General features: G+C 66.4%; 10 protein-coding genes. 2 read left to right on the top strand and 8 right to left on the bottom strand.

All coding sequences use genetic code 11. The features are described from left to right. Positions 1-1,423: cytochrome-c oxidase, cbb3-type subunit I (ccoN, locus tag ACMUOO_RS08010; RefSeq protein WP_413854993.1), on the bottom strand; the 1,423-nt coding region annotated here is incomplete at its 3' end. 208 nt (positions 1,424-1,631) lie between these two features. Between ccoN and ACMUOO_RS08005 the strand changes: the two genes are divergently transcribed. Continuing rightward, positions 1,632-2,471: a universal stress protein gene (locus ACMUOO_RS08005; protein ID WP_301920571.1), complete on the top strand. Its 840-nt coding sequence runs from the start codon at positions 1,632-1,634 to the stop codon at positions 2,469-2,471. Between the two features lie 143 nt (positions 2,472-2,614). On the opposite strand, the gene ACMUOO_RS08000 is transcribed toward ACMUOO_RS08005, so the two are convergent. Together ACMUOO_RS08000 and fnrL are read right to left on the bottom strand one after the other, a co-directional pair. After that, positions 2,615-3,589: a hypothetical protein gene (locus tag ACMUOO_RS08000; RefSeq protein WP_301920570.1), complete on the bottom strand. Its 975-nt coding sequence runs from the start codon at positions 3,587-3,589 to the stop codon at positions 2,615-2,617. A gap of 73 nt (positions 3,590-3,662) precedes the next feature. Further along, positions 3,663-4,409, bottom strand: a complete 747-nt coding sequence (gene fnrL, locus ACMUOO_RS07995; RefSeq protein ID WP_413854992.1) for a transcriptional regulator FnrL — start codon at positions 4,407-4,409, stop codon at positions 3,663-3,665. Between the two features lie 57 nt (positions 4,410-4,466). On the opposite strand from fnrL, the gene hemN reads away from it, so the two are divergent. After that, complete coding sequence (gene hemN, locus ACMUOO_RS07990) at positions 4,467-5,822, top strand: oxygen-independent coproporphyrinogen III oxidase (RefSeq protein WP_301917213.1); 1,356 nt, start codon at positions 4,467-4,469, stop codon at positions 5,820-5,822. 7 nt (positions 5,823-5,829) lie between these two features. Here hemN and ACMUOO_RS07985 read toward each other — a convergent pair whose 3' ends face one another. From ACMUOO_RS07985 to ACMUOO_RS07965, 5 genes are read right to left on the bottom strand one after another with little or no spacing between them, the layout of a single operon-like run. Further along, a complete protein-coding gene (locus ACMUOO_RS07985) occupies positions 5,830-7,047 on the bottom strand; it encodes a glycosyltransferase (RefSeq protein ID WP_301917214.1) in 1,218 nt (405 codons plus the stop codon). Beyond that, entirely contained in the window at positions 7,044-8,669 is a 1,626-nt protein-coding gene (locus ACMUOO_RS07980) for an ABC transporter ATP-binding protein (protein ID WP_301917215.1), read from the bottom strand. The genes ACMUOO_RS07985 and ACMUOO_RS07980 overlap by 4 nt, the downstream gene beginning before the upstream one ends. Further along, positions 8,666-8,986, bottom strand: a complete 321-nt coding sequence (locus ACMUOO_RS07975; RefSeq protein ID WP_301917216.1) for a hypothetical protein — start codon at positions 8,984-8,986, stop codon at positions 8,666-8,668. Before ACMUOO_RS07975 ends, ACMUOO_RS07980 begins: the two co-directional genes overlap by 4 nt. Further along, positions 8,983-10,086 (bottom strand): ABC transporter permease, encoded by a 1,104-nt coding sequence (locus ACMUOO_RS07970; RefSeq protein ID WP_301917217.1) that lies wholly within the window; start codon positions 10,084-10,086, stop codon positions 8,983-8,985. Before ACMUOO_RS07970 ends, ACMUOO_RS07975 begins: the two co-directional genes overlap by 4 nt. Next, positions 10,086-11,174, bottom strand: coding sequence for a microcin C ABC transporter permease YejB (locus ACMUOO_RS07965; protein ID WP_301917218.1), 1,089 nt, complete (start codon positions 11,172-11,174; stop codon positions 10,086-10,088). Before ACMUOO_RS07965 ends, ACMUOO_RS07970 begins: the two co-directional genes overlap by 1 nt.

The raw sequence follows: 11,174 nt of genomic DNA, 5'->3' as shown, positions 1-11,174 counted from the left end.
CCTGCGCATCGACTTCGCGCCACATCAGACCCTCCATGATCCCCGTGACCCACATCGAGGCGGCGTAGAGCACGATCCCGATGGTGGCGAGCCAGAAGTGCCAGGATACGAGGCTGAGCGAGTAGAGTCGCTCGCGGTTCCACAGCCGCGGCACGAGGAAGTATAGCGCGCCGAAGGTGATCATGCCGTTCCAGCCGAGTGCACCGGAATGGACGTGGCCGATGGTCCAGTCGGTGTAGTGCGAAAGGCTGTTCACAGCCTTGATCGACATCATGGGCCCTTCGAAGGTGGACATGCCGTAGAAACCGACGGACACCACCATCATCCGGATGATCGGGTCGGTCCTGAGCTTGTCCCAGGCGCCCGAGAGCGTCATCAGGCCGTTGATCATGCCGCCCCAGGAGGGCATCCAGAGCACCACCGAGAACACCATGCCGAGCGTTGCGGCCCAGTCCGGGAGCGCGGTGTAGTGCAGGTGGTGCGGGCCCGCCCAGATGTAGAGGAAGATCAGTGCCCAGAAGTGGATGATGCTGAGCTTGTAGCTGTAGACCGGGCGTTCGGCCTGCTTCGGCACGAAATAGTACATCATCCCGAGGAAGCCCGCGGTCAGGAAGAAGCCCACCGCGTTGTGCCCGTACCACCACTGGGTCATCGCGTCCTGCACGCCCGAGAAGACCTGAACCGATTTCGAGCCGAAGACCGAGACGGGGATCGCGAGGTTGTTGACGACGTGCAGCATCGCGATGGTCACGATGAAGCTGAGGTAGAACCAGTTCGCCACGTAGATGTGGGGTTCCTTCCGCTTGACGATCGTGCCCATGAAGACCGCGAGATAGGCGACCCAGACGATGGTCAGCCACCAGTCGGTGAGCCATTCCGGCTCGGCATATTCCTTGGACTGGGTGGCGCCGAGGATGTAACCCGTCGCCGCCAGCACGATGACGAGCTGGTAACCCCAGAAGACGAACCAGGCGAGGTTGCCGCCCCAGAGCCGCGCCGCGGAGGTGCGCTGGACAACGTAGAACGACGACATGATCAGGGCGTTGCCACCGAAGGCGAAGATCACCGCCGAGGTGTGCAGCGGCCTCAGCTTGCCGAAGTTCATGTAGCCGTGCGCGAATTCAGAGAGGTTGAGCTGCGGAAAGGCGAGCTGGAAAGCAGCCGTGACACCCACGAGAAAGCCCACAACGCCCCACAGGACCGTGGCGATGACGCCTGCGCGCACCACGCCGTCATTGTATTCGTTGGCCCGCACAGGCCGGTACTCCCCCATAGTCCTCAGGACCCAGAGGAAGGTCAGCGCTGCGGCGATCATCACCGTCAGAGCGTTGACCATGTAAGCCAGATCGCGCGCATAGTTGGCTGCGATCGCGGCCAGAACCGCGACGGCGCCAAGCAAGGCGAGCTTGATGTAATCCCACATGTCAGCGTTCCCTCGTCATGCCTTGTCCGCCCGATTCGTTGTGACACGGGCAGTGGAGGTCTGGCCGGGTTGTGCGGGCGGGACCTCTCCGTCGCATTGATCTGGGTCAAATCACCGGTCCGCAAGGCTTGATCCTTGTCAAAGCGGCAACGCTGCCGGCGTCGCACATTCTGTGGCAGGATGCCCCGCGCAGCAAAGGAGATGCCTTATGGCTTTCAAATCGCTTCTGACCGTAGTTACCGATCCCGCCACGGCCGCCTCGCAGCTTGACGCGGCCGTGGCGCTCGCCAGGCGCGAGGACGCGCATCTGGATGTGCTCTGCATCGGCGTGGACCGGACGCAGACTGGCTACTACTATGCCGGCGCAACCGCGATCCTCACCCAGGAAGCCTACAACCAGGCCAAGGAGGAAGCTTCGACCACAGAAGCCGCCGTGAAGACGCGGCTGGAGCGTGAGGACATCCGCTGGGGCGTCGATTCCGCGGTCGCGCAGATCGGGGCCATCGGCGGACCGGTGGCGATGCTCGCCCGCTTTTGCGATCTCGTCGTGCTGCCAAAGCCCTACGGCAAGGCCGGGGGCCCGGCCGCCGAGGCGATCCTGGAAGCTGCGCTCTTCGAGGGTCACGCCCCCGTGCTGGTCCTGCCGGAAGGCTTCACCGGCACCAACTTCGGCAAGCGCGTCGTGATGGCCTGGAACCAGAGCGACGAGGCGCTGATGGCCGCGCGGGCCGCGCTGCCGCTTCTCAAGGCCGCCTCCGAGGTGGACATCACCATTATCGACCCGCCCACCCATGGGCCGGAGCGGTCGGACCCGGGCGGGATGCTGTCGCAATATCTCGCGCGGCATGGCGTCCATGCCGAGGTTTCGGTGCTCGCCAAGACCCTGCCCCGCACATCCGAGGTCCTGTCGCGCCATGCCCGCGACGAGAACGCCGACCTCATCGTGATGGGCGCCTACGGCCATTCCCGCTTCCGCGAGGCGATCCTTGGCGGGGCAACGCGCAACATGCTGGAAATGGCTGACATTCCGGTCTTCATGGCCCACTGAGAGGCATCCGGCGGGCGGCGTGAGCCGCCCGCTCTCGCTTCCATACCTCGCTCGCCTTTCAAGAGTTAGATACGGCACAAACCGATTGATCTGACTGCCTGCGGACTTCAGTTCCGCGTGAAAATATCACGGCGCGATCATCGTCAACAGAGCCCTTGGGGGCAGATGTCATAGCGCGACCCGGTCCAGCGCATCCGGGCGAAGCTTCCCCCGCCGGTATGGGGCTGCGACAGGATATCGGGCCAGCCGCCGGCCCCGACGGTGAGGTCGAGCCAGTATGGCCCGCCCCCGATCAAGCCGCTGATGGATGCCGCGAAGGGAGCTTCGGGGCTCTGCGCGGTGAAGATGTGCGTCTCGCAGCCGGTGATGCCGAACCATGTCGGATCGCAGAGAAGCACCTCCAGAAGCTGCCGCCCGTCGGCAAAGCGGACAAGCTCGGGAAGGACCTCGATGCCCCGCCCCGCGTCTGCCTCCGCCTCCGCGATCTCGCGGGCAAGCAGGCGGTGGGCGAGGTCGACGACCGCCGGACCGGTGTCGGCGAGCGAGGCAGTCGTGGGGAAGCGTGCAGGATCGGTGGCCGGGGTCGCTTCGGGCGTTGGCGCGGGTGCGGGCGGCAGCGACGCAGGCGCGCCCTGCATGGTCAGCATCAGCGGGTCCACGCAGTTGTCGCGAAACGCCGCCATGCGGGGCGCGAATCCGCTCATCGGGATCGACTGCAGTGCGGGCAGGTTCAGCGCCGGCGCGTCAAGCATCACCGACATCTGACGGGCGCGGGCCATGCTGTCCATCATGGCGACGAATGTCTTCCCTGTCACCGGTGTCGAGAAATTCAACGGCTGACCGGTTCCCGTCAGGTCCACGAAGGTCGGTGTTCCGTCAAGGGCAATCACGGCCTTCGCTTGCGGCGGCACCCGAGCCGCCTTCAACTCGAGCGATATCTGGAACTGCCCGTCCCAGAAACACAGGAGCTCCACGCAGCTTTCCGCCAGAGACCCGTCATGGGCCGAACAGTTCGAGAGCGCGGTCTCATGTTCGCCCTCGAAGATCGACCAGTCCTGAGCAGCGGCGGGCCCCAGCATCGACCCGGCCAGGATGACCACCCAACACCGCCGAACCATGTCCGCCCCCCGCCGCCATCACCTTCCAGAGGCTAGGCCTGGGCGGTGACGCCGCACGATTGTGAAGCTGGTCTCAGCCGAAGAACCCGCCGTCGGCATCGTCGCCCGCCTCTTCCAGAAGCCGGTTGTAGTCGGGCACCGTGACGTGCCGCTTGCCCTCGAGCTCGATCACCCCGTCGCGCTTCAGGGCCGAGATCTGCCGGCTCACCGTCTCCAGCGTCAGGCCGAGGTAATCGGCCATGGCCTCGCGCGTCAGCGGCAGGTCGAAGACCATCTGGCCCTGCGGCTTGCGCAGGTGCAGGGCCGCATCGCGCCGCCCGACGATCGCAAGAAGGCTCGCGATCTTCTCGCGCGCGGTCTTGCGGCCGAGAAGCAGCATCCACTCCCGCGCCGCGTCGAGCTCGTCCAGCGTCATCTCCAGGAGCCGCTGGCCGATGTGCGGCGTGCGCCCCATCAGTTCCTCGAACGGCTTCTTGCGGAAGCAGCACATCAGGAGGTCGGTCGTGGCGATCACGTTGTAAGGCGCCCTTTCGCGCCCCGGCCGGCCGACGAAATCGGAGGGGAAGAGCAGGCCCACGGTCTGCGTCCGCCCGTCTTCCATCACCTGCGTCAGCGTCGCCACACCCGATACCACAGAGGCCACGAAATCCATCCGGTCGCCGGCCCAGATCAGCGTCTGGCCGGCCTCGAAACTCCGGTAGAACTTGATCGCGTCGAGCGCGGCGAGCTCGTCGGTCTCGCAACGCGCACATACCGCGCGGTGGCGGATCGGGCAGGTGCCGCAACTCGGCGCCGTGTGGAGGACTTCAAGAATGGTCATGCGTGGATTTGATCTACGTCAAGGATTCCCCGTTTCGCGCTGCCTAAGGCTAGGCGCATGGCAGAGGAAGCGCAACTCGCGCGGCTCGGATTGTTTGACGCGCGTGTCCCGCGCTACACGAGCTATCCGACTGCGCCGCATTTCAATTCGGACGTGAACGCAAGGGTTTTCCGCGACTGGGTGCGTGCGATTCCCGAAGGCGCCCGCATTTCGCTTTACATGCATGTGCCCTTCTGTCGCAGGCTCTGCTGGTTCTGTGCCTGCCGCACGCAGGGCACCGCGTCGGACGATCCGGTGCGCGCCTATGCCGAGGTGCTGAAGGCGGAACTGGCGATTCTCGCCGCCGACCTGCCGCGCGGTGTCACGCTGTCGCGGCTCCACTGGGGCGGCGGCACGCCGACGATGATGCCGCCGGAGGTCATGGCGGAGGTCGCGCGCAGGGTCTTCGACGTGGTGCCGCTTGGGCCAGACGCCGAGTTCTCGGTCGAGATCGACCCGAACGAGATCGACGACGGCCGGCTCGACGCGCTCGCGGCGGCCGGCATGAACCGCGCGTCCATCGGCGTGCAGGACTTCGATCCCGCGATCCAGGAGGCGATCGGCCGCGACCAGACATTCGAGGTGACAAAGCTCGCGATCGACAAGCTCCGCGCGCGCGGGATTGCCTCGCTCAACGCCGACATCCTCTTCGGGCTGCCTTTCCAGACCCGCGAACGGATCGCGGCCTCGGTCCAGAAGCTCCTCTCGCTCAGCCCCGACCGGGTCGCTCTCTATGGCTACGCGCATGTTCCGTGGATGGCGCGCCGGCAGGTCATGATCCCCTCGGACGCGCTGCCCCGCCCGGAAGAGCGGCTCCGGCTCTTCGAGACTGCGCGCGACCTCTTCGTGGCCGACGGCTACGCTGAAATCGGCATCGACCATTTTGCCCTGCCCTCCGACGGGCTCGCCGTCGCCGCGCGCGAGGGCAGGCTCCGGCGCAACTTCCAGGGCTATACGGACGACACGGCCTCCGTTCTGGTCGGGCTCGGCGCCTCCTCGATCTCGCGCTTCCCGCAGGGCTATGCCCAGAACGCGCCCAGCACCTCCGCCTACACCAAGGCGGTCCGGGCGGGCGAATATGCCACGGCAAAGGGCCATATCTTCCGCGGCGAGGACGTGCTCCGCGCCCGGATGATCGAGGCGCTGATGTGCGACTTCCGCATCGACCTGGCCGAGTTGACGCGCGATTTCGGCGCGACGGACGCCCAGGTGCGCGCCATGTTCGACCGCGCGAAGGCGGAGTTCGGCGACATGGTCGACGTCACCGCCGTCGGCATTGCGATCCCCGAGCGCGCCCGGCCCCTCACCCGCATGATCGCGCGGGCCTTCGATGCCTACGACCTGTCGAAGTCGGGCCACAGCCCGGCCGTCTGACCCCCGGTCAGCCCGCCCCGCCGCCTTCCACGAAGCTTATCAGCCGCGGCAGGCTGTGGCGTTTCAGGTCGTAGCCCTCCACCACCGTGCGCCGAGCCGCCGCGCGCAGGGCCGCGCCGGCGCCGGGGTTGGCCAGCGCCTCGATCAGCGCCGCCGACCAGCCCGAAACATCGAAGAAATCGACAAGCCGCCCATTCTCGCCGTCGCGGATCATCTCCTCCACCGGCGGCGTCCGCGAACCGATGACGAGCCCGCCCGCGCTCATCGCCTCCAGAAGCGACCAGGAAAGGACGAACGGGTAGGTCAGATAGGCATGGACCCGCGCAACCTGCAAAAGCGACAGGAACTGCGCGTAAGGCACCTGGCCGAGGAAATGCACGCGGGAAAGGTCGAGCCGTTCGCGCACCTCGCACAGGAAGATTTCCTTCCAGTTCCGTCCGCCAGCCGGCGCGGGACCATAGCTCACGCCGGTGCCGCCGACGATCACCACCTGCGCCTCCGGCCTGGCCTTAAGCACCTCGGGCAGGGCGCGCAGGAAGATATGATAGCCGCGGTAGGGTTCGAGGTTGCGGTTGACGAAACTCACCACCTCATCTCCGACCCTCAGCACACGGCCGCCCGGAAGGGTGAGGCGTGCCTCGGGGTTCGGGCAGGCCCGGTCGGTGTCGATCCCGTCATGGATCACGGTGATCCTGTCTCGGAACGCCTCGGGGAAGGTCGAGGCCTGCCAGCGCGTCGGCGCCAGCGCCGCGTCGGCGTCGGCGAGCGCCATCATCAGATGCGTCCGTCGTGCCGAGGTGCGGAAGCGGCGGCCAAGGTCGTCGGTCTGGAATTCCGGATCGAAGTCGGCGTCAAGCCCGCGGGCGTGGTAGAAGAACTCGGCATAGGTGAGGTGCCGAGCCTCGGGCCAGACTTCGCGCAGGAAGAGCGTCTCGCCCCAGCCGCCGTGGCCAAAGACGACATCCGGAACAAAACCCTTGTCCCGGCGCAACTGCGCGGCAGCCCGAGCGACCGCAAGGCCCCGCTCCGCAGCCTCGGCATAGGTCTTCGCGATGCCGTCGACCCCCGCAGCCGCCGGCTTGCGGTAACGCAGGGCCGGCACCGGCGCGGGGCGCGTGTTGCCTTCGTCCGTCAATCCCTGGACCGAGTGCCCCCGCGCCGCCAGCGCCGGGGCGAGGTGCAGGAACTGGCCGGGAAAGTTCTGGTGGACAAAGAGGATCTTCATCGTGCCGGCGTCGCCTGCCCGAAGGCCGCCGCCATCAGCTCGCGCGTGTAAGCCGTCCGCGGCGCATCGAAAATTGCATCCGCCGGCCCCGCCTCCACCACGTCGCCGGCCTTCATCACGATCACCTTGTGGGCCAGCGCCCGGATCACCCGCAGGTCGTGGCTGATGAAGAGATAGGCGAGTCCGTAGCGCCGCTGCAGCGCCCTCAGAAGCTCCACGATCTGTACCTGCACGGTCATGTCGAGGGCAGATGTCGGCTCGTCCAGCACCACGACCTTCGGCCGCAGGATCATCGCACGCGCGATGGCGATCCGCTGGCGCTGCCCGCCCGAGAACTCGTGCGGGTAGCGCGCCATCATCGCCGGGTCGAGCCCGACCTCGGTCATGATCTCGGCCACCAGCGCACGCGAGTCGCGCCCCTTGTCGAGCCCGTGGACCGACAGTCCCTCGGCGATGATCTGTTCCGCCGTCATGCGGGGGGAGAGGCTGCCATAAGGGTCCTGGAAGACGATCTGCATGTCGCGGCGCAGCTTCCGCAAGTCCCGCGCTGGCCAGGTCGAGATGTCCTGGCCGAGGTAGAGGATCGGCCCCTCGCTCTCGATCAGCCGCATGATTCCGAGCGCGAGCGTGGTCTTGCCCGACCCGCTTTCGCCGACGATGCCCAGCGTCTCGCCAGCGCGGACGGAGATCGTGGCAGCGTTCACCGCCTTCACATGGCCGACGGTGCGGCGCAGAAAGCCTCGCCGGATCGGGAACCAGACGCGCAGCTCGTCGGTCCGCACGATCTCCTCGGCCCCCTCTGGCACCGGGTCGGGGCGGCCCTTCGGCTCGGCCGCCAGCAGTTTCTGGGTGTAGGGGTGCCTCGGGTTGGCGAAGATCTCCGCGACCGGCCCCTGCTCCACGATCTCTCCGCCCTGCATCACGCAGACCCGGTCGGCGATGCGCCGGACTATGCCAAGGTCGTGGCTGATGAACAGCAGGCTGAGCGATTCCCGCGCCTTGAGTTCCGCCAGGAGGTCGAGGATCTGTGCCTGGATCGTCACGTCGAGCGCCGTGGTCGGCTCGTCTGCGATCAGAAGCTCAGGCCCGTTGGCCAGCGCCATGGCGATCATCACCCGCTGCCGCTGGCCGCCCGACAATTGGTGCGGATAGTCGGCGAGCCGGCGTTCGGGGTTGTCGATGCCGACCTTCTCCAGCAGTTCCACGATCCGCGCCCGCGCCGCCGCGCCCTTCAGACCTTGGTGCAGGGCGAGGCTTTCGGCCAACTGCTTTTCAAGCGTATGCAGCGGGTTGAGCGAGGTCATCGGCTCCTGGAAGATGAAGCTGATGTCGTTGCCGCGCACGTCGCGAAGGGTCGCCTCGTCCGCCCCGATCATCTCGCGCCCGAGATACTTCACCGACCCGGCAATCTCGGCGTTCCCGCCCAGAAGCGCCACGGTTGACAGCGCCGTCACCGACTTGCCCGAGCCGCTCTCGCCCACCAGCGCGACCGTCTCGCCCTTGTCCACGGTGAAGCTCACGCCCTTCACGGCGTGGATGATCCTGCCGTCCTGACGGAAATCGACCCTCAGCTCCCGGATGTCGAGGACGATCTCGCCCGTTGTGGCACGGTCCCCGCTCACTGCGACACCAGCGCGCTGGTAAGCAGGACCGACCACGCGGCATTCGCAAGGGCCAGGAATTGGAACGTCGCTGGCGCGGGCCGGCCCGAAATGGCCAGCCAGCACGCCGCGATCAGAAGGAAAAGAGCTGGCGCGAACGGCACGAGGAGGAGCATGAGGCCGCTCTGCAGCACCCGGAGCGGCTCCGCTTCCCCCGACAGCGCCGCTGCCGCGAACATCCAGACCAGCCATCCGAGACAGGCGGCGGTCGTTGCCAGCGCCGCGAGATAGACCAGGTGGCGCAGCCGGCCGGGCGGTGAGACGGGAAACGCGGTCATCGGAAGGTCTTCCGCGGGTCGAAGGCATCGCGCACGCCTTCGAAGATGAAGACGAGGAGCGAGAGCATGATGGCGAAGGTGAAGAAGGCCGAAAAGCCGAGCCAGGGCGCCTGCAGGTTCGACTTGCCCTGCAGCGCCAGTTCGCCGAGCGAGGGCAGGTTCGACGGCAGTCCGAAGCCGAGGTAGTCGAGCGCGGCGAGCCCGCCGATGGCACCGGCGACGATGAAGGGCAGGAAGGTCAGCGTCGCCACCATGGCGTTGGGCAGGATGTGGCGGAACATGATGACGCGGTCGCTCACGCCCAGCGCGCGGGCGGCGCGGACATACTCGAAGTTGCGCGCGCGCAGGAACTCCGCCCGAACCACGCCGACGAGCGCGGGCCAGCCGAAGAGGATGGTCACGAAGACGAGGAGCCAGAAGCTCCGCCCGAGGATCGCGAAGAGGATGATGATGACGTAAAGGCCGGGCGTGGAGCCCCATATCTCCAGGAGTCGCTGGAAGATCAGGTCCACCCGGCCGCCGAAATACCCCTGCACCGCGCCCGCCGCCACGCCGATGAGGCTGGAGACCGAGGTTACGATCAGGGTGAAGAGGATCGACAGGCGGAAGCCATAGATGATCCGCGCCAGCACGTCGCGCGCGGTGTCGTCGGTGCCGAGCCAGTGATTCCTGTCCGGGGCCGAGGGCGCCGTGCCGACGTTGTTCACCGTCGAATAGCTGTAGGGGATGGGTGGCCAGACCATCCAGCCCGCCTCCACCGCCGCGCCCGCCACCTCGCCGTCGGCCGCGTCCGCCATGACGCCTTCGGGATCGTCCCAGCAGTCCACCAACCCGCCGGTCTCGATCAGGCACTGCACCGCCGGGTCGCGGTAGATCGCCTCGGTCTTGAAATCGCCGCCGAAGGTGGTCTCCGGATAGAACCGGAACACCGGCGTGTAGAGATCGCCGCGGTAACTCACGAGGATGGGCTTGTCGTTGGCGATGAGTTCGGCGGAAAGCGACAGCGCGAACATGACAAGGAATATCCAGAGCGACCAGTAGGAACGCCGGTTGGCCTTGAAGTTGCGCCAGCGGCGCTGGTTCAGCGGCGACAGAGCCATCAGCCCGCCCGCTTCTCGAAGTCGATCCGCGGATCGACGAGCACATAGGTCAGGTCGCTCAGAAGCCCGATCAGAAGCCCGAGGAGCCCGAAGACATAGAGCGTGCCGAAGACCACCGGGTAGTCGCGCGCGACCGCCGCCTCGTAGCCGAGCCGGCCAAGCCCATCGAGCGAGAAGATCGTCTCGATCAGCACGCTGCCGCCGAAGAGGACGGAGAGGAAGAGACCGGGGAACCCCGCGATGACGATCAGCATGGCGTTGCGGAAGACGTGGCCGTAGAGCACCCGCTTCTCGGCCAGCCCCTTGGCCCGCGCCGTCAGCACGTACTGCTTGTTGATCTCGTCGAGAAAGCTGTTCTTCGTCAGAAGCGTCAGCGTCGCGAAGCTGGAGATGGTCGAGGCGACGACCGGCAGCGTGATGTGCCAGAAGTAGTCGCCCACCTTCGCCAGAAGGCTGAGGTCGTCCCAGTTGTCGGAGACGAGACCGCGTAGCGGGAAGATGCGCCAGTAGCTGCCCCCGGCGAAGAGGACGATGAGAAGGACGGCGAAGAGAAACCCGGGGATCGCATAGGCGACGATGATCGCGCCGGAGGTCCAGGTATCGAAGCGCGATCCGTCCTTCACCGCCTTGCGGATGCCGAGCGGGATCGAGATCAGATAGGCCAGGAGCGTGGACCAGAGGCCGAGCGTGATCGACACAGGCATCTTTTCGATCACCAGATCGATCACCGAGATGGAGCGGAAGTAGCTTTCGCCGAAGTCGAAGCGCAGGTAGTCCCAAAGCATGTTCAGGAACCGCTCGGCCGGCGGCTTGTCGAAGCCGAACTGCTTTTCGAGTTCGGCGATGAAGTCGGGCGGCAGGCCGCGGGCGCCCAGATAGCGCTCGTCGCCGCCATACTGCTGTTGGCCCATGCCGCTGTCGCCGCCGCCCGAGATGTTCTGGAACACGTCGCCCTGACCCTCGATCCGGGCGAGGATCTGCTCGATCGGCCCGCCGGGCACGAACTGTGTCAGGGTGAAGTTGATGAGCATGATCCCGAAGAGCGTCGGAATCATCAGCAACAACCGTCTCAGGATATAGGCGCCCAA

The sequence above is a fragment of the Albidovulum sp. genome (genome assembly GCF_041919395.1).
In the GTDB taxonomy this organism is placed as follows: Bacteria; Pseudomonadota; Alphaproteobacteria; order Rhodobacterales; family Rhodobacteraceae; genus Albidovulum.
This window is presented reverse-complemented; position numbering and strand designations above follow the sequence as displayed.

What these genes read in the sequence shown, in the direction of transcription:
- ACMUOO_RS08005 (WP_301920571.1), top strand. Translation starts at nt 1,632, where the DNA reads ATGGCTTTCAAATCGCTTCTGACCGTAGTTACCGATCCCGCCACGGCC.
- ACMUOO_RS08000 (WP_301920570.1), bottom strand. Translation starts at nt 3,589, where the DNA reads ATGGTTCGGCGGTGTTGGGTGGTCATCCTGGCCGGGTCGATGCTGGGG.
- fnrL (WP_413854992.1), bottom strand. Translation starts at nt 4,409, where the DNA reads ATGACCATTCTTGAAGTCCTCCACACGGCGCCGAGTTGCGGCACCTGC.
- hemN (WP_301917213.1), top strand. Translation starts at nt 4,467, where the DNA reads ATGGCAGAGGAAGCGCAACTCGCGCGGCTCGGATTGTTTGACGCGCGT.
- ACMUOO_RS07985 (WP_301917214.1), bottom strand. Translation starts at nt 7,047, where the DNA reads ATGAAGATCCTCTTTGTCCACCAGAACTTTCCCGGCCAGTTCCTGCAC.
- ACMUOO_RS07975 (WP_301917216.1), bottom strand. Translation starts at nt 8,986, where the DNA reads ATGACCGCGTTTCCCGTCTCACCGCCCGGCCGGCTGCGCCACCTGGTC.
- ACMUOO_RS07970 (WP_301917217.1), bottom strand. Translation starts at nt 10,086, where the DNA reads ATGGCTCTGTCGCCGCTGAACCAGCGCCGCTGGCGCAACTTCAAGGCC.